General features: G+C 49.1%; 17 protein-coding genes. 15 read left to right on the top strand and 2 right to left on the bottom strand.

Annotated features, from left to right (window positions below; genetic code table 11):
* Genes tatC through ACO5JD_RS03675 form a run of 5 tightly spaced genes read left to right on the top strand, consistent with a single transcriptional unit; the run spans position 1 to position 6767 of the window.
* Positions 1 to 855, top strand: coding sequence for a twin-arginine translocase subunit TatC (gene tatC / locus ACO5JD_RS03695; protein WP_484987684.1), 855 nt, complete (start codon positions 1 to 3; stop codon positions 853 to 855).
* Between the two features lie 42 nt (positions 856 to 897).
* Positions 898 to 3456 (top strand): DNA topoisomerase I, encoded by a 2559-nt coding sequence (locus tag ACO5JD_RS03690; RefSeq protein WP_484987682.1) that lies wholly within the window; start codon positions 898 to 900, stop codon positions 3454 to 3456.
* A gap of 11 nt (positions 3457 to 3467) precedes the next feature.
* A complete protein-coding gene (gene tmk, locus ACO5JD_RS03685) occupies positions 3468 to 4109 on the top strand; it encodes a dTMP kinase (protein WP_021625048.1) in 642 nt (213 codons plus the stop codon).
* Positions 4102 to 5277, top strand: a complete 1176-nt coding sequence (locus tag ACO5JD_RS03680; RefSeq protein WP_484987680.1) for a DNA polymerase III subunit — start codon at positions 4102 to 4104, stop codon at positions 5275 to 5277. Before tmk ends, ACO5JD_RS03680 begins: the two co-directional genes overlap by 8 nt.
* Positions 5256 to 6767, top strand: a complete 1512-nt coding sequence (locus tag ACO5JD_RS03675) for a PSP1 domain-containing protein (protein ID WP_484987678.1) — start codon at positions 5256 to 5258, stop codon at positions 6765 to 6767. The genes ACO5JD_RS03680 and ACO5JD_RS03675 overlap by 22 nt, the downstream gene beginning before the upstream one ends.
* Before the next feature lie 1385 nt (positions 6768 to 8152).
* Here ACO5JD_RS03675 and pth2 read toward each other — a convergent pair.
* Complete coding sequence (gene pth2 / locus ACO5JD_RS03670; protein ID WP_484987676.1) at positions 8153 to 8614, bottom strand: aminoacyl-tRNA hydrolase; 462 nt, start codon at positions 8612 to 8614, stop codon at positions 8153 to 8155.
* Positions 8614 to 9042, bottom strand: a complete 429-nt coding sequence (locus ACO5JD_RS03665) for an FKBP-type peptidyl-prolyl cis-trans isomerase (RefSeq protein ID WP_021625041.1) — start codon at positions 9040 to 9042, stop codon at positions 8614 to 8616. Before ACO5JD_RS03665 ends, pth2 begins: the two co-directional genes overlap by 1 nt.
* Positions 9043 to 9206: 164 nt before the next feature.
* Between ACO5JD_RS03665 and murI the strand changes: the two genes are divergently transcribed.
* From murI to ACO5JD_RS03615, 10 genes are all read left to right on the top strand, one after another.
* A complete protein-coding gene (murI, locus tag ACO5JD_RS03660) occupies positions 9207 to 9977 on the top strand; it encodes a glutamate racemase (RefSeq protein WP_484987674.1) in 771 nt (256 codons plus the stop codon).
* Positions 9978 to 10161: 184 nt separating this feature from the next.
* The gene (locus ACO5JD_RS03655) at positions 10162 to 13455 is read left to right on the top strand and encodes a DEAD/DEAH box helicase (RefSeq protein WP_484987672.1); all 3294 of its coding nucleotides are present in this window, start codon (positions 10162 to 10164) and stop codon (positions 13453 to 13455) included.
* Positions 13456 to 13493: 38 nt separating this feature from the next.
* Positions 13494 to 14537, top strand: a complete 1044-nt coding sequence (locus tag ACO5JD_RS03650) for a L,D-transpeptidase (RefSeq protein ID WP_484987670.1) — start codon at positions 13494 to 13496, stop codon at positions 14535 to 14537.
* On the top strand, positions 14534 to 15253 hold the full coding sequence (locus ACO5JD_RS03645) for a DUF554 domain-containing protein (protein ID WP_484987668.1): 720 nt from the start codon (positions 14534 to 14536) through the stop codon (positions 15251 to 15253). Before ACO5JD_RS03650 ends, ACO5JD_RS03645 begins: the two co-directional genes overlap by 4 nt.
* A 9-nt stretch (positions 15254 to 15262) precedes the next feature.
* On the top strand, positions 15263 to 16207 hold the full coding sequence (gene nudC / locus ACO5JD_RS03640) for an NAD(+) diphosphatase (RefSeq protein ID WP_484987666.1): 945 nt from the start codon (positions 15263 to 15265) through the stop codon (positions 16205 to 16207).
* 134 nt (positions 16208 to 16341) lie between these two features.
* Positions 16342 to 17223 (top strand): DegV family protein, encoded by an 882-nt coding sequence (locus tag ACO5JD_RS03635; protein ID WP_484987664.1) that lies wholly within the window; start codon positions 16342 to 16344, stop codon positions 17221 to 17223.
* Between the two features lie 393 nt (positions 17224 to 17616).
* On the top strand, positions 17617 to 18387 hold the full coding sequence (locus tag ACO5JD_RS03630) for an ABC transporter ATP-binding protein (RefSeq protein ID WP_021735838.1): 771 nt from the start codon (positions 17617 to 17619) through the stop codon (positions 18385 to 18387).
* A 133-nt stretch (positions 18388 to 18520) separates the two neighbouring features.
* Complete coding sequence (locus tag ACO5JD_RS03625; protein ID WP_484987850.1) at positions 18521 to 20458, top strand: FtsX-like permease family protein; 1938 nt, start codon at positions 18521 to 18523, stop codon at positions 20456 to 20458.
* A 17-nt stretch (positions 20459 to 20475) separates the two neighbouring features.
* Entirely contained in the window at positions 20476 to 21159 is a 684-nt protein-coding gene (locus tag ACO5JD_RS03620; protein ID WP_484987662.1) for a response regulator transcription factor, read from the top strand.
* The gene (locus ACO5JD_RS03615; protein ID WP_484987660.1) at positions 21152 to 22174 is read left to right on the top strand and encodes a sensor histidine kinase; all 1023 of its coding nucleotides are present in this window, start codon (positions 21152 to 21154) and stop codon (positions 22172 to 22174) included. Before ACO5JD_RS03620 ends, ACO5JD_RS03615 begins: the two co-directional genes overlap by 8 nt.
* Positions 22175 to 22191 lie beyond the last annotated feature (17 nt).

Raw genomic sequence — 22191 nt, 5'->3', positions numbered from 1 at the left:
ATGCCTATCGGTCCCGCGCGTATGCCCTTGTTGGATCACCTTGGCGAGCTTCGCCGGAGGATGACCATCATTATCGTTTCGGTACTTATCACTACTGTGGTCGTATATGTGGCTACCCCAACGCTTATCGAGATGATGATGGATGCTATCCGTCAGGCTCTGCCCAAGGGCACCGTGCTCACGGTGCTTACTGCCTTGGGTGGCTTTACCATCCGCTTTAAAGTAGCACTCTTCTTTGGCGTGATTGTCTGCACTCCTATCATTGTGTGGGAGATTTTTGGTTTTGTACTGCCAGCTCTCAAGGAAAAAGAACGTCGTTGGGTAATTCCTACCTTTGTGATTATGGTCTTTCTTTTCTTCTTGGGTATGGCCTTTTGCTATGCCGTGATTCTGCAGGCAGCTTTTGGCTGGTTGGTTGAGCAGTCAGTTGAGCTGGGGGCTAATGTTCAGGCAGAGGCTACCGACTACCTTAACTTAATGATGCTGCTTGAAGTTGCGTTTGGCGTGACCTTTCAGCTGCCGCTATTCGTTTTTTACCTGTCGATTTTGCATGTTGTTCCCTACAAAGCTTTCCGCGAGAATTGGCGCTATGTCTATGTAGGCCTGTTGGTGCTGACTGCCTGCTTTACCCCTGATGCATCGCCAATGACCATGCTGCTGATGTATTTCCCTATGGTACTTTTGTACGAGGCTGCTCTTGCGGTTGCCAGACAGGTTATTACTGTTCGCGATGGCAAAGCAGCGCTTAAATGGAGTCGCGAAGATTACGAGGAGCATCAAGACGAGCTTGAAGCTCGTAAACTCGCACGGCAGGAGGCCGAGCAACAAAAGGCTCTTGCAAAGAAAAAGTCCTAAGCCCGGCTTTGCCCAGGACATTATCAAGAAAGGCTTAGAAGCTTGATACTGATTGTCACCGAGAAAAATGACGCTGCCCAACAGATTGCACGATTGCTCTGTGACATTGGCAAGCCAAAGCCAGACAAGGTTTACAACACGCCCATCTACCGTTTTAGTCATGATGGGCGTGACTGTGTCACGATTGGTTTGCGCGGTCATATTATGGCGCCCGATTTTCCTCCCGTGTTGAGGTTTAATCAGCGTGAAGGTTGGTATGCAGAAACTCTTTCAGGAGAGCATTTAGCTGCGGATTTGCCCGATGGATTGGATCGTCCACCCTACACGAGTAAGCGTAAGCCTTACCTTGCTGATGGCATCGATATCAAAGGTTGGAAGGTGCCCAGCCTGCCGTATTTGGTTTGGGCTCCTATCGAAAAGCAGCCTGCTGAAAAAGAGATTATCCGTGCGCTCAAAAATCTTGCCAAGAAGTCTGATGCCATTATTATTGGCACGGACTTTGACCGCGAAGGCGAGCTCATTGGCTCGGATGCCCTACGGCAGATGCAGCAAGTAGCTTCAGAAGTTCCTGTATCTCGCGCACGTTATTCAGCCTTTACCAAATCTGAGATTGACCACGCTTTTGCCAATTTGGTACCGCTTGACCAAGACCTCGCAGATGCGGGTGAGAGCCGTCAGTATATTGATCTTATCTGGGGTGCAGTGTTGACTCGTTACCTCACGATGGCACATTTTGGTGGCTTTGGAAATGTGCGCTCGGCTGGTCGTGTGCAGACGCCCACTCTTGCTCTGGTGGTTGAACGCGAACGCGAACGTCAGGCTTTTGTTCCCAAGGATTATTGGGTTATTTGGGGTATGGCGCATCGCCAGCAGGATGATGCTGAGGACGCTTTTCGTATTTCTCACCCGGGCACCAAGGAAGGTCGCTTTTGGGAAGCAGAGCTTGCAGATGAGATTTTTGCGCGTGTCTGTGATGCCAAGGAAGCCACAGTGAGTGCTGTTAGTAAAAAGACTCGTACCGTACGTCCGCCAGTGCCTTTTAATACAACATCACTGCAGGCAGCAGCTGCATCAGAAGGTCTTTCACCTTCGCGTACTATGCGTTTGGCAGAGTCACTCTACATGGATGGCTTGATTTCCTATCCTCGTGTTGACAATACGGTCTATCCGCGCTCACTTGATTTGCGTGATGTAGTAAAGACTCTCTCGGCGGTGCCTAACTACCGTCCGACCTGCACGGAATTGCTTGGCAAATCAAAGCTGACGGCAACCCGTGGCAAACAGGAAACCACCGACCATCCGCCCATTTATCCCACGGCAGCGGCAGATCCTAGTAAACTCCAGCCGGCCGCATGGAAGCTCTACAACCTTATTGCGCGGCGCTTTTTGGCAACGCTGTCCGAGGCAGCGGTTATCGAAGATACCAAGGTAATGCTTGATGTTGCGGGAGAGCCTTTCCGCGCGTCAGGATCTGTGCTGGCGAAACCAGGTTTTCGCGCCATTTATCCTTATGGTCTGCGCAAAGACGAGCAGTTGCCTGTCCTTGCTGAGGGAGATGTGCTGTCGATTGCGAGCATGAATAAGGATCACAAGCAAACCGAACCCCCTGCGCGATATAGCCAAGGCAAACTCATTCAGGAGATGGAGAAGCGCGGTCTGGGTACCAAATCCACGCGTGCCTCGATTATTCAGCGTCTCTATGATGTACGCTATCTCAAAAATGATCCTGTGGAGCCAAGTCAGCTAGGCATGGCCGTCATTGATGCTTTGTCGCAGTATGCTCCGCATATTACGACTCCCGATATGACCGCCGAGCTCGAAGGCGATATGACCAAAGTGGCTGAGGGCAATAAGTCGCAAGATCAGGTTGTTATGCATTCGCGTGCGTTGCTTGCCGGCATGATGGACGAGTTGATTGAGCACAAAGATGATTTGGGTGACCGTATTTCGGATGCGGTGACCGCTGATGCCAAGGTGGGCGCCTGTCCTAAGTGCGGTCGTGACCTTGTGATGAAGCATTCGGCAAAGACTCGTGGCAGCTTTATTGGCTGTATGGGTTGGCCTGATTGTGATGTTACTTATCCCGTTCCAACGGGTCGCATTGAGCCGCTCGAGGGTGATGCAGGTGTCTGCCCAGAATGTGGCGCTCCCCGCGTTAAGGTGCATCCCTTCCGTCAACGCGTCTTTGAAACTTGCGTTAATCCTGCTTGTCCTACCAATGCTGAACCCGATCTTATTGTGGGGGAGTGCAAGGCCTGTGCTGAGGCTGGCCGCCATGGTGATTTGGTAGCGCATAAATCCGAGCGTACGGGCAAACGTTTTATTCGCTGTACCAACTATGATATCTGCGGTACGAGCTACCCCTTGCCACAGCGCGGCAAACTTGAGGCAACGGGTGAGACTTGCCCCGACTGTGGTGCACCGATGGTGGTGGTCAATACCCAGCGTGGTCCTTGGAAGATTTGCGTCAACATGGATTGTCCTAGCAAAGAAAAGAAACCCACGACTCGTGGGCGCGTCGCTGGGCGCAAGGCAAGCTCCACGCGCAAGACCAGCACCAAAAAGGCAAGCAGTAAAAAGACAGCCTCACGCAAGAGCTAGGAGATGGTCGCATGAGCGGCTTGTTCATAACGCTTGAAGGTCCCGATGGCTGCGGCAAGACAACGCAGACCACGCGGTTGAACACTGCTCTTCTTGAGGCTGGTTTTAGTGTATGCCGTCTACGCGAGCCGGGCGGGACGGTGGTTTCCGAAAAGATCCGTGCACTGTTGTTGGATACAGCAAATGCAGGTATGTGCTCTGAGTGCGAATTGTTGCTCTACGAAGCCTCGCGTGCGCAGCTGGTACACGAGGTAATTGAGCCCGCGCTGGCGGCAGATACCTTAGTACTTTGTGATCGTTTTTTTGATTCGACTTACGCCTATCAAGCAGGTGGTCGAGGACTTTTGGATTCATTGGTGCGTCAAGCTAATAAGCTGGGTAGTCTTGGGCGCAAGCCTGACAGGACGCTGGTGCTGGATATGCCAGTTGAACAATCCTTTGCCCGCGCAACCGCAACCAGCGTTGATCGCATGGAGGCGGCAGGTTTAGAGTTCCAGCAGCGTGTGCGTTCTGCTTACTTAAGGCTTGCAAAAGAAGAGCCCGAGCGTGTCAAACTTGTGGATGCCACTGGTAGTCCCGAAGAGGTTTTTGCCCGAGTGTGTAGGGTTTTAGCGGATTTGCTTCCCCGGTTGGCGGAGGCTAGAAATGAGTGAGCTTGTGTCCCCACTGCCTCCGGCTTTGGAACAAATTCAGTGGAATCCCCAGGTGCGAGATTTTCTTGCGTTTGCCTTGGCACATGATTATGTGTCGCATGCGTATTTGTTTGTTGGACCTCAGGGTTCGGGTAAAACGGAAGCAGCGTTTGCCTTGGCGCAGTGCATCGTCTGTCCTCGTGGGGGAGACGGTAATTGTCAGGAGTGTCAGCGCGTGGCACATGGTACGCACCCTGATGTGCAGGTTATGAAACCCGAGAGTGCGACGGGCTATCTGGTGTCGCAAGCGCGCGAGCTGACGGCGCAGGCTACAATGGCTCCCGTGCGAGCTCAGCGCAAGGTTTATATCCTGCATGATGCGGGCAAGCTTGGTGGTGCTGCAGCAAATGCCCTGCTCAAGACTATCGAAGAGCCACCGTCAGATGTTGTCTTTATCCTGATTGCGCGCACGCTTGATCAACTTTTGCCTACCATCGCATCGCGTTGCCAGCAACTACCCTTTCATGCGGCTAACGAGCAGGACGCCTGTGCGCTTATTCAGTCACAGACAGCTGCGGATACTGTTGATGCACGTATTGCTCTTTCGATTGCACATACACCCTCAAAGGCGATAGAGCTACTTTCGTCTTCACAGCGTTGGAATGCACGTACAGTTGCGATACGCACGCTGGCGCAATTAGCTCAGCTAGACGATTGGGATACGTTGCTTGCCGCTCGGACTTTTGTCGAGGCGGCAGGTATTTCTCTTAACAAAAAGACTTCCAAAAAAGATAACGTTGAGCTGAGCGAAGAAGAGCAAGAGCTTGCCGATATTCGCAAAGAATATTTAAGCGCCTCGGCTATTCGTCAGCTTGCCGATGCAGAAAAGCGCGAACAGACTGCTCAAGGTCGTTCAGGTATTATGGAAATGCTTGCAGCTCTATCGTCTGTTTTGCGGGACGTTTTGCTGCGTTCGGAGGGGGTTGGTCAGGACATCGTTAATAGCGATGTTGCTGATGTGGTTGAGCAACTTGCCAGCGCATGTGGCACTGAAGGTGTTTTTGCTGCGCTTGATGCTCTCAATCATGCAGCTGATGACCTTTCTCACAATGTCACACCTCAGCTGACCATTGAGGCCATGCTTTTGCGCATCAAGGAGGCGCTCATATGCCCACCGCGATCCCGGTAAAGTTTCGTTATGCGAGCTGTGATTTGCTTTTTGATCCTCACCAGAGCGAGGCTATCGAGGGCGACCATGTAGTCTGCGAGACTGAACGCGGACTTGAAATTGGACTTACCACAGCTGACGCTCGTGAGTATTCTGATGCCGATTTGCACGATATTATTGGCGATGTGCCCTTGCGGGCGGTTATTCGTGTCGCAACAGAAGAAGATCTTGCTCAGGCAGACAAGCTCGCCGAGGATGCCGAGCGCGCGCTACCTGTCTTTCGTCATCTGGCCGAAGAAGAAGGTCTAGACATGAAGCCTGTCGGAGTGGAGTACACCTTTGACGGAGCCAAGGCAGTTTGCTATTTCTCGGCTGACGAGCGCGTGGATTTCCGTCAGCTTGTACGTGACTTGTCACATGAGCTGCATCGTCGTATCGATATGCGCCAAATTGGCGTGCGTGAGGAAGCAGCGCTGGTAGGTGGCTATGGTCACTGTGGCCAAGAGCTCTGCTGTGCCCGCTTTGGGCATCAGTTTGAGCCTGTGTCGATTCGCATGGCAAAAGAGCAGGATTTGCCGCTTAACTCTGCCAAAATTTCGGGTGCCTGCGGTCGCTTGATGTGCTGCTTGCGCTATGAGTTTGAAGCATATCGTGACTTTAAGCAGCGTGCACCCAAGCGTAATGCCACTATTGATACGCCACTGGGTAAGGCAAAGATTGTCGAGTACAACACACCCAAAGAAGAACTGGCGATGCGTCTGGAAAATGGCAAGACTATCCGCGTCAAACTCGCTGATATGACTACGTCAGATGCTGCGGTCAAAAAGAGCGAAGAGCTTAATTGCCCTTGTCGTCCCGATACCGTAACGCGTGATATTTTAGACAAGCTCAGTTCTCCCGACGTACAAATGGCGCTGGCTGAGTTGGATCGCCAAAATGGTGTTGGCGCAGATGAGCAGGACTTTGATGAAAGTGACATTTTTGTGTCACAGAAAGTTCGTCGCCCTGCCGAAAAGAAAAATGAGCTTGAAGCAAAGCCCGTAGCTGTAGCGAAAGAAGCAGCTCAGCCTCGTCGCCGTCGCCGCAGAATTCAGGAAGTACCCGAAGCTCAAAATGGGCGTTCTGCTAATGGACATCCTACTGCTGAGCGCTCTGCTTCCAAGAAAAATGATAACAAGCGGAATGTTATTGCGCCGCAGACAGAAGTTCTCCGCAAGCGTCGTCGTCATCACAGTGTTGAGGGTGCGGAGGCACAACCGCAGATGAAGACAAATGCCAAGCAGAATCGTCCGACTTCTGAGGGTAGTGGCGCTAGCCGTCATCTGAGGCGCCGTCCAGGTGACCGTGGTGGAGCAGCTGCTCAGCAGGGTGGCAAACCTCAGGGTGGCTTTGGTGCTGGTCGCAAGTCTGGCAGCAATGGGACTGCTAGCACGCAGCAGACTCCTCAGCCTCGCAAGCGTGTTAACCGCCGTCGCCATCGCAACCCCGGCAGTTCCAATCAAAGTGAATAATCAGTATTTTGAATAAGCAACATCTTGCGACATATCAACTTGCCTTGTAGCAACTCATCGTGGAACAAAAAGCCACACTTCATTTCACGCTAGATGTCAAAAGCCACGTTCTGCTTCGTACCGACTGCCAAAAGACCGAGTATAGGTAGAACACAAACCGCAAATGGTTCAAGTTTCGAACACGACACTCACAGATGGTTCAAGTTTCGAGGTAAGCGAGCGTAAAAGGGGAGGTCAGATTTTCTCGAAGTTCGAAAGATGAACCATCTAGGAAAGAAGAGGCCGAAACATGAACCATCTATCGAAATTTTGGCAGCATGGGAAAAGACTCCGTTCATCGTCCTGCTCCAAAGAAAGATTTCCTAATTCATCATCTGCTGTCGAAAAGGGTTCTCGTTCATCATCTCGTCCGAAAAGAATCATGAACCCTTCTCTTCTCTTGCTACGAGCAACCGTGGTCACGTAGTGACAAAAGCCACATCATGTTTCATATCAAGTGCCAAATGCCACGTTTTGCTTCACTCTTTTTTGCCAAAAGCCACACTTTGTTTCACGCACAAAAAATTTACCTGTGCAAACGTGAAGGGTGTTGAAGCAGAACGTGGCTTCTGGCATTTTTTCTGAAGTAGACTGTGGCTTTTGACAAGCAAAGCCGTGCAGGATGAAACGGAACGTAGCTTTTGGCAGGCAGAATCGCATTGCTTGAAACAACCTGTGGCTTTTGACACGCAAGGTGTTACGGAAATAGTCGATAGATGCTGTCCATCAACCTACTTTAATCATAAGGCTGTACCAGATTCACTTCTGATACAGCCTTATGATTTATAGCACTACTTGGACTTACTAATAAATTCTTGTACAGCTGCAATGAGAAATGGGATTGCTCTTATTATCGAAACGGTGATAACTGCAACAATCAAAAAAACTAAAATTTCAGGCATGTAATCACCTACCCGTAATATACGCTGGTAACTAAATTATGGCCGCTAATATTACCATTCAAGAAACGCGTATCGCTTACACTATAGGTTACTAGATATAATAACGATCACACAAGACAGGAAGGTCTGCTTAAGCTTAAATTTGTTTGCATACATATGGTTCCTCCTATCTATTGAAATCCTTACGATACAGTATACACTCTTTTTATGTTTATATTTTATTATTATTGACAAACGATATATTTATGTCGAAAGAAAAGCATAAGTGCTTATAACTCTTTACATAAGGGGTAGTCTGCGGCATGCAGGAAAACCACAAGCAATCATAGAGGACTTTTTTTAAAGGGGTTTTTGTTGCAGTCTCTTTCTTGTCTTGCGCATAAAACGTGTGAGACTGGGTTGATGACCCGCAATCATAACCACCCGCATAGTGGGCGGTTATGATTAATAGAGGGGAAGCTTGCCCGTGATGGGGTCTATGTCGGATGCGCGAAGGGGCTCAAAGGCGAGGCAGGTATACGTCGCCTCGCCGTGGAATTCCGTGAGTCCTGCATCGCGAATGAGGGACACCAAAAAACCCTGTTCACGACCTTGATGTGCGATCTCGAGTAGCTCTTCTTCCGAATCAACGTAGACGCAGACCTTAGCCACGCCAAAGCGAAACCAGTCGGTCAACGCCGATGGCTCACCCGCGTCATCAATGCCAGCCCAACAAGGTTCGCCCATCTCGTCTACGTTCAGATATACATCCTGTAGACGATTTTCGCGTGCAAGCGCCATCAACACGGCTTCAACGCAAGCATGACCAGCTTGAGCTGCAATTTTGCCTTTGCGCATCCTGAGGTCACGGCGCATGACAATGAGTTGCTTGGATTTGTACGAAGACAAACTTTCCTCAGTAGCCATTAGTCCTCAATCTCAAGCAGTTCAATTTCAAAATTGAGGTCTTTACCAGCCATTTCGTGATTCATATCAAAGGTGATATTTTCCTTGTCCATAGCACTAACGACGGCAGGATATGCAGCCCCTGACTGCGAACCCAGCGACAGATGCATACCAACCTTGAGGTTTTCGGCACCAGGCAGGCCTGCAATGGGGAAGGTCTGCACCAACTCTAGGCGACGGGGGCCGTAGGCCTCAGCTGCAGGAATATGTACGTTGCGAATTTCGCCAACTTCCATCTCGTTGACGGCAGCATCAAAACCCTTAATCATCTGGCCCGCCATGCAAACAAAAGCGAGCGCCTCCCCGCGGTCGCGTGAAGAATCAAATTTTGTACCGTCATCCAATGTGCCCACATAGTGAACCTTGACCTTTTTGCCTGCGTTGCTCATAGTCTCCCACCTTTGGGTTTGTGTCCGTTCGCCCGTCTGCGTGTATTGTTGTGTCCTATAGATTCGCTTTAGGTGCTATTGTCGTGCGGTATGGATTCTAACTGTCAAGCAGAACGGCTGCCAGTGACGACGGTACTTGGTCATGAATATGTGGAGGTGATTGGGTGGCAAAGGACTTTATTGGGGTGCTTGATTCGGGCGTGGGCGGTATTAGTGTCCTACGCAAGCTTGTGTGCGAGCTGCCTCACGAGGATTTCCACTTCTTTGGTGACTCCGCACATAATCCATATGGTGAAAAAACTGATGAAGAAGTGCGTACTCTAACGCGCAATATCATTGCTCAGATGGTAGAGAATGGTGCAAAAGCCGTAGTAATTGCCTGCAATACCGCAACGAGCGCTGCTGCTGATGCGATGCGTGACGAATACGATATACCTATTGTGGGTGTGGAACCAGCGCTCAAGCCCGCTCGCGAGGCGTTGCCTCATGGGCGCATTTTGGTGATGGCGACGCCCGTGACCCTGCGTTTGGACAAGTATCAGCAGCTTAAAAGTGAATGCCACAGTACAGCAGAGGTTATCGAAGTGCCTTGTGCAGGTTTGGCAACGCGGATAGAAAAAGGTCATCTTGATGATGCTGATCTGCACGCGCTGCTGGGGTCTCTGATCGGGTGCTGGGCAGACAAAATTGATGGAGTAGTGTTGGGCTGTACACACTATCCCTTTGTGACAAAACAGATTCGTGATGTCCTCGGTGACGTGCGTTTCTTTGATGGAGCAGCAGGTACCGCGCGGCAGACGAGACATCTGCTTGAGGAGCGTGGCCTGTTGTATAAGGACAATCATCCAGGCAAAGTCCAGTTGAAATCCAGTCTTGATACTCCCGAGCAAGCAAAGCTCTATCGCTGGTTTTTTGAAGAAGCTCCTTTGGATTAGTGCCTTTTAGTTCTTTCCATACTTCTTAGCTGCAGATTTTGCACAACTCATCCCAACTAGGCGTATCCCTCTCAAATCAAGGGGATATACTAATAGTTCAGCCTTTTTGCTGTTGTTTTGCCGCGAGCACGCATGGACAGAACAGAGCGAGATGGCAAATGGTTTTCAAAGGGGGTGACGCGTAATGCTTACACAGTCAGCACTCAAAAGAGAAGTCAGACCTGCAGTGTTTGAGCGTGGAAGTATGATTGCGAGCTCACCTAGAGCCTTTTCGGTCCGTGCTTGTAGATATCGAGGTGAAACAACCGATATTGTTGCCTTGGTGGAAAGCAGCTCAGGTTATGCTGACTACTATGAGACCAAAATTTCAGTTGATGAAAAAGCGGATCGCCTGCTGGACTATAGCTGTGATTGCCCCGCTGCTCATAGGTTTTCGGGTCCCTGCAAGCATGCGATTGCTTTGGGTCTAGATTATATTGAGCGTCCCGAGCTCTATGAGGGGCATGATGAGACCAAGCATGTTGTGACTTCGTCGCCTGTGACAAATTTCCTCGATCGTAATCAGCGCGATTTGCCTGTTGTACCAGCAGGACCAGTGGAACCACCTGCAACTCTGCAGCTTAAACCCACGTTGGTGACATCCCTGGCTTCAGGTGAGATGTTTGTTCGTTTTCATATTTCGGGGTCGCGCGGAGGGTATGTAGTCAAAAATCTTGGTGACTTTGTTGACGATGTGCGTGCTGCCAATGTTGTCAATTATGGGAAAAAGCTTACTGCTGTTCATGATGAGACGGCTTTTGAGGCCGACTCCTGGGAGTTAGTACAGTGGTTGGTCCGTGCTGTGCAAAATCGTCGTAGTTATGCGGCAGAGCGTGTGTATGGTCGCTATTACAGCGGAGTGAGCGTTCGAAGTGGTGCAAGTACGGCGCGTGAGCTGCGCTTATCTGGACCTGAGCTTGATGAGCTTATCGCCCTGCATAAAGGCAGGTCACTCGAGCTGCTTATTGAACGCGATTATGAAGCGGGAACAAGTAGTGCCCAAGCAGGTGAATTGCGAAATTTCCTTGTAGAGGAAGGTGATCCTGATGTGCGCCTCGACGTAAAAGATACGGGCGATGGTGCATATGAGCTGGTGCGTTCTGATAATGGACTTGGGTTTTTTGTCTCCGAGCAACACGCCTATGCATTACAAAATGACAAGCTCCTCATTTGTTCCCCGCGCATTTTTGAGCTCAAGGATTTTATCCAAACGGTGTATTGCAGCTCCGAGGCCAAGCTGAGCCTTGCTGCTGAGGATGCCCCTCGCTTTGCGGCGACTGTTTTGCCGCAACTCCAAAAAAACCTAGGTATCGCGGCGCCTGCTGCGCTCGAGGCACTTAAACCTGTAGCTTGTGAGCTGGTATTTCTTCTTGACCAAGTCAACGGTTTGGTAACGCTTAATATCATTGCACGCTATGGTGACCAAGAAGTGCAGCTGTATCCTGCCCGTCCCGATAGCGAGCGCGATTTGCGTCGCGATCTCGTTGCAGAAGCTTCGGCACGCCAGCTGGCTTCGCGCTATTTTGTGCCCAATGTTGGCGCTGTTGGTAACGATGCTGCGTGGACCTTGGCTTCGCGAGATACAGATGCTTTGGCACGTTTGGTATTTTCGGGTCTTGGGCGCATGCGTGTCGCAGGAGAGGTACGCACGACCTCCGCTTTTGATAAGCTCATCTCTTCCGCGCGTCCCGCTATTCATTGGGGTGTGACGATGGATTCGGAGCTGATTCGCCTGTCTGTTTCGGCTGACGATCTGCCTCTCTCTGAACTTTATGCTCTGCTTGCCAGTTATCGCAAACGCAAAAGTTATCATCGCCTGCGTGACGGTAGTCTATTGGACATTTCTCAGTTGGATTTATCTGAAGCTGCAGCACTGGTAGACGAGCTGGGAATATCTGCTGGTCAGTTGGGCACCGGTAACGTTGAGCTGCCTTCGTACAAGGCATTTCTCCTCAATAGTATTTTGCATGAGGAGGACAAGGACCAATCCTTTGAGCAGTGGATAGAGGATTTTGAAAACATCGATCCAACGACTTATGTGGCTCCTGCTGCTTTGGCGCAGACTTTGCGCCCCTATCAGCTGAGGGGTTTTCAGTGGCTCTCTGCCCTTTCTGATATGGGATTTGGCGGCATTCTTGCTGATGAGATGGGCCTCGGTAAAACAGTGCAGATGATTTCTCTGTTGCTTGCACGCCGTGGACGGGGGAGAAGTCTTGTAGTTTGTCCTGCTTCGTTGGTTTATAACTGGCAAGAAGAATTTGAAAAATTCGCGCCAGATATGGATATTGCCGTGGTGGCAGGCGTAGCTCAACAGAGGTTTATGCAGCGTCATGAGATGGGTCATGAGGTGCTTATTACCAGCTATGACTTGCTGCGACGTGATATCGAAGATTACGTGGGCGAGACTTTTCAATACGTGATTTTGGACGAGGCTCAGTATGTCAAAAACCACCAAACCTTAGCAGCGCGAGCGGTCAAGACGCTCAAGGCTCGCCATCGTTTTGCGCTGACAGGTACTCCTGTTGAAAATCGTCTATCTGAGCTTTGGAGCATTTTTGATTTTCTGATGCCTGGTCTCCTGGGCAGCTATGAACGTTTTCGTGAGCGCTATGAGCAGCCAATTGTGGCAGGAGACGAGGAGGTTGCCGCTCGTCTCAAGGCGGCAGTTGGGCCTTTCATCCTGCGCCGCCTTAAGCGCGGGGTTTTGACCGATCTGCCTGATAAACTTGAGACGTCCATTTTTGCGCGTATGGAAGATGAGCAAAGCAAGCTCTACCATGCACACGAACAGGCACTACGTCTTTCTCTAGAAAAGCAAAGCGATGCAGGCTGGAACAAGGGAAAGATGCAGATTTTGACCGAACTCATGCGCCTGCGTCAGCTCTGCTGTGATCCGCGACTGGTGTATGACGACTATACAGGTGGTAGCTGCAAGATAGATATGATTTGGGATTTGATATCCACCTCTATTGATGCAGGAGCCAAGTTATTGGTGTTTTCGCAGTTCACAAGCTTTTTGAGCTTGATTGCAGATAAGCTCCGCGAGGAGCATGTGAGCTTCTTTGAACTGACGGGCTCGACTCCCAAAGATGAGCGAGTACGTCTAGTTAGGGAGTTTAACAGTGATGATACGCCGGTCTTTTTGATTTCTTTGCGTGCTGGTGGAACGGGCCTTAATTTGGTGGGCGCTCAGGTAGTGATTCATGCTGATCCTTGGTGGAATGTTGCTGCCGAAGATCAAGCGACTGACCGCGCGCATCGTATTGGTCAGCGCAGTGACGTGACCGTCTATAAGGTCATATGCAAAGGTACCATTGAGGAACGTATTGTTGCTCTGCAAGCCAAAAAGGCCGACCTTGCAGATGCGGTAGTTGGTACGGGTGGCGGCATGGGTCTAGCGTCGCTTGCCCGTGAAGACCTCATTGATTTGTTGGGTTAGGGTAGGCTGGGTCGCGCGTGGGTATAAAGAAGTGCAGCATGCCAAGAAATAGCCAACAGAGCTATGCCGAGCGGCGCGAGCTACGCCGCCAACGCCGTGAGGCGGCACGACGCCGTCAGCAACGTCGTCGCATTGTGAGCGGTGTTGTTTGCACTTTGTTGGCAGTTGTGGTGTCTGTGGCTTTTGTTTGCGTAAGAGAATGTAGACAGGGGAGTATGTCACGTCTGGGTGCAGACTCTGCTTCATCTGCATCTCAGGACAAACAACTGAGTGCTGCCGAAAAGCGTATTGAGACCGTGCGTAAACGCGCTTCGCTTAACTGTACAGGTAAGGCTCCAAGTCAGCTGAGCGATCCTTATGATTATGCAAAGCTTGGCAAAAAGTTAATGCAAAATATTGCACATAACTGCCCTTCTTGGAAAGATTTTGCCAATGCGGAGAGCTTTTCTTATCAGGCGCAAAAGGCCGCCGATGGTAAAACCGCACCGTATATGATTGCTATCAATCGAGCTGCCAATACGGTAACCGTGCTGGCGTTAGATGCCGATAACAAGTACACAAAGCCTTACATGGCAATGGTATGTGCAACGGGTACCTATACGCCACTGGGTTATTTTCACACGCCCGAGCGTTATCGCTGGGGGGCGTTGTTTCAGGATGTGTTTGGTCAGTATGTGACCCGTATTGATGGTGACATTTTGTTCCATAGCGTTCCATATCTGTCCGAACATGAAAATGATTTGGAATATAAGGAATTTAATAAGCAGGGAAGTTCGGCTTCTTTGGGTTGTGTGCGTTTGCAAGTTTGCGATGCCAAATGGATTTATGACAATTGCCCGCTAGGAACGCCCGTGGTTTTTTATGATGACGCAGATCATCCGGGTCCAATGGGCAAGCCCGGCACGATTGCGCTTGACGAAAACGACGATAATCCTTCAAGCAAAACCTTCCGTGGTTTTGATCCCACTGACCCTAATGAAGCAAATCCTTGGAAAGAGACTTTTCGTACGGGTACAGCAATTCGTTCCGATGCGGCAGAGAAAGCGCTGAAGCGCAATACCAAAGATGGAGACGCAGCATGATTGTGCTTGGAGCGCTGCTTAATGGCATAGAAGCATTACTAGGAGCTTTGATCGGTCTGACATTTAAGAGTCACGTATCCAATGATCTGGGAGACTTTTTGCTCAAGGGTCAAGGACTGTGCGTAGTTTTGGTTGCGGTGCAAGGTATGGCAGCTAAGGGCGGCAATATTGTTGTGGTGACGTTGGCTGTAGCGTTGGGTGGCGTGATTGGTTGGATGTTGGGGATTGACGGTGCAGTGCATCGCCTAGGCGACTGGGTGCAGACGCGGCTGGATAAAGTGTTACCCACGGGCGGTCAGCTCGGAAGCCTTTCCTTAGGTTTTGTCAATACGACCTTATTTTGCTGTACAGGTGCGATGGCAATTGTGGGATCTCTTGCATCGGGTTTGTCGCTTGATCACAGCACACTTATTGCAAAGGGCATCATTGACCTTGTAGTTTGCATTCCTATGGCGGCATCAATGGGTGTTGGCGTGCCCTTTGTGGCAGTGTCATTATTTGTTTATGAGGGTCTGTTGTCCCTAGGTGCTAGTTTGATTGCACCCTTGCTAACTGAGGCGGTTATTGCCGAGATGTCGGTTACGGGATCACTATTATTGTTGGCAGTTGGCACCAATCTGCTGGGCATCACCCAACTCAAGGTGGCAGACTTTTTGCCGGCGTGTTTTTTACCCATTGTGCTTGTTCCCTTAGTGAACTTGCTGCCCTTGGTTTAGAGGCCCCCCATGATTCAAGATATTGGCAAGCACGCCTTTTCCAATCGTTATGTACCCAAAGAACCCCAGGCGCAAAGCATTGTTTTGTGTTGTCGTGCCATCGAGATTTTCTGTTGTCTGACGGGAGAAAAGTCCCAAGATAACTCAGGTTTTAGCTTGGGAGGCAATCTTGAACTACCCCGCTTTTCTGATTTTTCTCGTAGTGCAGCCGAATTAGATTTGGTCTATCTATTTTCAGTTGATGAGCAGGACTTTTTTCTTGCCCGTGCTGCGGATGCAGCGGAGGCGCTTTCGTCTGGAGTCGGTGCTTCTGCAGCCAATGCTTCTGCGGACTCTTCCTCCCCGCGTTTTGCTTGGGAAAGTATTCGTGAATTGCGTTTTGCTTCTCCGCGCTGGCTGGCCTTTGCAGCAATTACGGGCCACCAACTAGCAGGTTGGTATCGGAGCAATCGTTTTTGTGGAGCGTGTGGCCATCCTACCGAGCTTGCCCCAACAAGTCGCGAGTTAGTATGTCCTGCCTGCGGAAATGTGATTTACCCGCGCATTAATCCGGGTGTCATTGTGGGTATTGTTGACAAAAGCCATGAACGTTTACTGCTGACCAAATATGCTCGCGCACACTATCGCTATGACAATTATGCGTTGGTTGCAGGTTATACCGAGGTGGGTGAGAGTTTTGAGCAGACAGTACTGCGCGAGGTCAAGGAAGAGGTTGGCCTTGAGGTGAGCAAACTGCGCTATTGGCGCGGACAGCCCTGGCCTTTCTCATCTTCTATCTTGGTGGGTTATTGGTGTGAGGCTGCAGGAGACGATGTAACTGTGGATCATTCTGAGTTACGCAGTGCCGTATGGTTGCATCGAGACGAAATTCCCATGCCGCGCCGCGATACTTCAAGCCTTACAAATCTGATGATTTCGACATTTGCACAGGGCTTTGATCCTTATGCCCAATAAGCACTTGTCGGCACCCAAACAAGTTTGGTCATATTATTGGAATAAGTTAAGCTACATTAACCTCTAAATTTTTCTGTGTTTGGTAGTGATCGGTAGTAGGATAAGAGAGTCCCCATCAAGAAAGTGGTGCAAATATGGCTTCATATGTGCTGAGTTGTTGCTCTACCGTTGACGTCCCACGTGAGAATCTTGACAGACGCAATATTTCGTACGCATATTTTAATTTCCAGGTAGATGGGATAGATGGCAAGGATGACTTTGGCGAGAGTCTACCTCCTGCCGAGCTTTATGCCAAGATTTTGTCGGGTTCTGAAGCGCATACCTCGCAGGTAAGTGTGGGCGAATACGTCGATTTGTTTAAGCCAACGCTTGAAGCTGGCAAGGATGTTGTGCACCTTACATTGAGTTCGGGTATTTCGGGTAGCTACAACGCTGCGGTGACCGCACGAGATTTGCTTGCCGAACAATATCCCGAGCGCAAGATTTATGTTGTTGATAGTCTTGCGGCCTCTGCGGGCTATGGTCTGCTTGTTGACAAACTGGCTGATTTGCGTGATGAGGGCATGAGTGCCGAGGAGTTGGTGGCGTGGGTCGAGGAGCACAAGCTCGAGCTCAATCATTGGTTCTTCTCTACCGATTTAACTTTCTTTATTCGTGGTGGGCGCATCTCCAAGGCAGCAGGTCTTGTGGGTGGCATGCTCAAGATTTGTCCTGTGATGAATGTGGCACACGATGGTTCGCTGGCTGTGATCGAAAAGGTTCGCACCAAAAAACGTGCAGCTAGTCGCGTTGTTGAAATCATGAAAGAGCGTGCCGTAGGTGGCCTAGACTACAGCGACAAAGTTTATATTTCCAATAGCGAGTGCCTCAAGGATGCGCATATGGTGGGCGATGCGATTGAGGAACTATTCCCCAAGATGAATGGCAAGGTGCAGTACAGCAATATCGGTAGCACCATTGGTGTGCATACCGGACCTGGCACCGTGGCCCTCTTCTACTGGGGTGAGCCTCGCTAATTTTCCCGCTGCGGGTCTAGAAAGCAACGTTCCCATAGATGGTTCGTTTTTCGGCACCTATAAACACAGATGGTTCATGTTTCGGTTTCTCGAAAAATTTTACCTGCTGTTTTGTGGAAGGACACACCGAAGTTTGAACCATCTATTGTCTAAAGCGTCGAAGTTTGAACCATCTATTGCTTAAGGCTTCGAAACTTGAACCATTTGTAGTTTGGAACTTCGCGGTTTGAACCCTCTATGACGGCCTTTTTACGGGTCGCCAGCCTAGTTATGTACGCTTTTGCGCGGGACAAGAAGTCGTTGCATGCCCTCTTGAGGCGTGAACATTACATCAGCTGTAAGTTCTATTTACACCTATAGCTTTTTACAATGAAGCCAGGAGGTGTAAATATCATGAACGCTATTTTACAGGTTGAAAGTCTAAAAAAGTATTATGGAAAGGGCTCCTCGGTGACCAAGGCCCTCGATGGAGTCTCCTTCGAGATTATGCCAGGAGAGTTTTTGGGCATCATGGGTAGTAGTGGATCGGGAAAGTCCACGCTTCTTAATTGCCTAGCGACCATCGTAAAACCGAGCGCAGGCACCATTACCCTCAACGGTACGAATATCGCTACATTCAATGCAGATGCACTTTCTGATTACCGAGGAAACAAGACAGGCTATCTCTTCCAGAATTTTGAGCTTTTGGACAATCTCACGGCAAAAGAAAATATTCTGCTTCCGCTCTCCCTTCATGAAATCCCCGAGCAGGAGAGTATGAAGCGCCTGCAGACGCTGGCAGAGTACCTGGATATCAGCTCAGTGATGGATAAGTTCCCCTCACAGATGTCTGGCGGGCAAAAGCAGAGAGTGGCGGCGGCGCGTGCCTTGATTTTGGATCCAGAAATCGTCTTTGCCGATGAGCCAACCGGCGCACTTGATTCAAAGAACGCGCGCACCCTCATGGAAAAACTTACCCAGATGAATAGCGATTTTCAGACCACCATCCTCATGGTGACTCATGACAGCGCTTCTGCCAGTTTTTGCAGCCGTATCCTCTTTATCCAGGATGGCAAGCTCTATCACGAGCTTAGGCGAGACAAGCCCAGAGAGTCTCAGGAAGATTTTTATCAGAGGATTCTAAAGGTTATGGCAGGACTGGGAGGTGAACCGTATGTTTTCTAAGCTAGTCGCTCAAAATAGCCAGAGGAATCGAAAGAACAACGCGCTCTACTTTAGTTCAATGGTCTTGTCGGTTATCTCTTTCTATATCATCTTGTCCCTCTCGCATCAGGACGTCATTAGCTTTTTGACAAAGATGGAAAGCGATGCGGTCAATCGCCTCTTGACCATGGTGCCCCTGTTTTATGTCTTTACCCTTTTCATTTTGCTGATGCTGGTTTATTTTGCGTCCAGTGTCCAGATGGAAAGAAGGAGTCATGAGTTTGGCGTGTATCTGACTCTGGGGATGAAACGCAAAACGTTGTTTCGCATGATTTTGATGGAGGATGTCAGGGACAGTTTGATTGCGCTTGCCATTGGACTTCCGATTGCGGTGATTCTGTCTGAAGCTATCAGTCTCGTAACGGTAAAGCTCATTGGCATCGGAATCGTGGGACATCGTTTTACCCTGTCCTTCTCTGCGATTCTTTTTACCGTTATAGGCTTTTCCCTGGTGAAATTGCTGGCAATATTGGTTCTCAGCAAACGCGTGGTAAGCAAAGAAATCGGCGAGTTACTTTTCTTTGAGCCTGTCGGAGCAAAAAAACAAATCAATCAGAAAGCATGCTTTATTGCTTTCATATCTTCAGTGGGGTGTCTTGGTTTTGCTTATTATTTGGGTCTTTCTGAACATATGTGGGAAAATCTCGTATTTATGTTCCTTGTTCTTTTTAGCGGTACGCTTGGCACCATTCTTCTGTTCTATGCACTGCGTTTTGGCATTGAATGGGTGATGAAGCACTCAAAAAAGAAGAAACTGCACGACTTCAATTTCCGCCAGATACAGGAAGGAATTGTTTCTCGCTCCACCTTGCTGGCGATCTGCTCGCTCCTCCTGTTTTCTGCCTTTTGCCTAGCAGGCTATGGCAGTGCAGTAGCACTTCGGCACATTCAAGAGGACGACCATGTACTGGACTACACCTTCCTGCCAAATGAACCAACGAATGTAAAAGACCCAAATGAAACGACGAGTGTAAAAGACATTCGCCAGACCCTTTCTTCAGTAGGGCTTAGCAATTCTTTTAAGGATTTGGTGGAAGTAAAGCTGGGAAGTGCCTATCAGGAAAATATAGGAACCTCTGCCATAGATGCCTCAGCGCTTAACAATGTCATCTCCATGATAGATAATCGTGAGTTCGCAGATAGCCTTATGCAATTTACTAGGGATAATGACAATATTCTTTCGGAAAGCGGATACAACGAACTGTTGAAAGCAGCAGGAAAGGAACCACTGGATCTGGGTGAAAATAAGGTAGGTCTATATCTGGGAAAACATTTCTTTAGCGATGAGAAAAGCATCAAGAAACTCAGTGAGCTATTGAAATCAGATGTTGCTGTTAAAATCGATGCTGCAAGTTATGGGATTGATGCAAATATCCAACAAACAAACTTTGTGACCGATCGCTCTATCAGCGTTGGCGTTGCTTGGATTGTGCCAGATGAACTTTTTGACCAGCTGACGGCAGGAGAATATAGCAGCTATTTGGGAGGAGTTCTGCAGCCCAAGCTCGTGGAGGAAAAAGGGTTGATGATGGCGATTTCTGACATCAACGCCCAATTGGTAGGAACTGGCCTTTCCTATGAAAGCTATATTCAAAATGCCGGTAGGCAGATTTTCTATATCGTCTCATCGGCATATCTCACGCTCTATTTGGCAACAATCTTCTTGATTATTGGAAATACCATCATTGGTATTCAGTTTTTGATGGAGCAGCAAAAGGCACATAGGAGGTATCAGTCACTGATTCATCTAGGTGCAGATTACAAGACCTTGTGTCGTGCGGCAAATACCCAGATTAATGGCTACTTTGGGATTCCTATTTTCGTGGCGCTCTTAAATGCTGCATTTGGAACCAAAACACTCTTCCAGGGATTACTTCCGTATTCATATCGCGATCAGAGCGGAAAGCTTCTCATCATTGTTGTCATCATCCTTGTGCTAATTGCTATCGTAGAAGCAATCTATATCAGGGTAGTAAAGCAGAGCAGTAGTCAATATCTCTGGACACTAATGAAGCCGGCGCGGGAGGAATAGGCGGGGGACTGAAGTCTATGGCGAAACGCATTGCAATTATCGAAGATGAGCCTATGATTCGCAGGGAACTTGAGACCATGCTGCAGGCAGCAGACTATGTGGTCGAATGTATCCAAGACTTTCATGGTGTGTCTGACCAGTTGCTATGTCTTTCGCCGGACTTAGTTCTGCTTGATATAAATCTTCCTGGGGAAAATGGCTTCCAGATTTGTCGGACTCTCAAGAAAAAGAGTGCCATCCCTGTTCTTGTGCTTACCTCCAGAGATCAGTTGCAAGACGAGCTACAAGCTCTTGATTTGGGTGCAGACGAGTACCTCACCAAGCCCTTCCGAAAAGAAAGACTGCTTGCAAGGATTTCTAATGTATTGAAGCGCTATGAGGGGAGAAAAAATCTGCTTGAAGGCGAGCAGTTCCTCCTCGACCGCCATACGTATACGCTGTATTTCAACGACCAGTCTGTGGTTTTGCCAGGAAACCAAGGAAAGCTTCTAGAAAGCTTTCTTTTGGTGGAGGCGCCTTATCTAAGCAAAAAGGAGCTGTCACAATCACTGTGGGGGACGACGGAGTATATCGATGAAAATGCACTCCACGTGAATATTACGCGTCTGAAAAAGAGGTTAAAAGACTTGGGAATTCCTCAGCATATCCAGTATGTTCAAGGCAAGGGGTATGCCTTGGTGAAGGATGGCCAAGATGCGTGAGCTCAAGCGAATCAAGCCCTATCTGCCGTGGCTGCTGACGATTTTGGCGGTCGATGGATTCTGCATCTTTCTTCTTTGGATGGCAGATATTGAAGCCTTAACTGCTTTGATTGGCTTGATTGTCTTGGCGACCCTTGTCTTTTTTATCGCCATTTGTCTCCTTCTGATGCGAAAAGAAAAGCAAAAAGAAAAAGTCCTGCTGCGCTATTTGGACGACCCAAGCTCAGCAGAAAATTTCGATAGCCTCTATGACTTGTATGGTGCAGAAAAAGAAGAGATTCTAAAGCAGCTTTTCAATAGCTTTCAGCAGAAGAACGACTTGATTCAGCAGAGCATGAGAGAGCGACAAGACTATGTGGACTACGTAGAAACATGGGCGCACGAGATAAAATTACCCCTTTCGCTGCTCACGATGATTCTTGATAACGACGATGGAACTATTCCGCCAGAACTCTTTTTCAAACTGGACTATATCCGCAATGAAACACAGCGCTATGTTTCCCAAATTCTTTTTTACCACCGCATAAAGAGCAAGAAGAAGGATTACTTGTTCCAAGACATCTCTCTGTTGGGCTGTGTTGAGGAAGTCCTTGCGGACTATGGGCCATCGTTGAGAGAAAAAGGGTTTCAGCTGAGTTATGATCCCGTAGCTTTGGACGTTCGCGTGTTCACGGATCCGAGAGCTCTGGAATTTATCCTCCGCCAACTGGTGAGCAACTCAATCAAGTATGCCGGAGCGTCGCCCATCCTTTCTTTTCTTGCAACAAGAGAAGCCAGAGGACGCGAAAACGGAGTGTTGCTGCGGATTTCCGATAATGGCCAGGGAGTAAAAGAGTGTGATCTCCCGTACCTCTTTGAACGGGGATTTTCTGGCGATTCCGGTGAGCTACGAAAGAAATCCACCGGTATGGGGCTCTATTTAGCAAAACAGCTTGCAGATGATATTCATATCCAGCTTGAAGTAGATTCAAAGTGGGAAGAGGGATTCACCGCAAGCTTATTTATTAATGGTTAGTCATGAGGAACATATAG

This window comes from Olegusella sp. (assembly GCF_057238325.1).
This window is presented reverse-complemented; position numbering and strand designations above follow the sequence as displayed.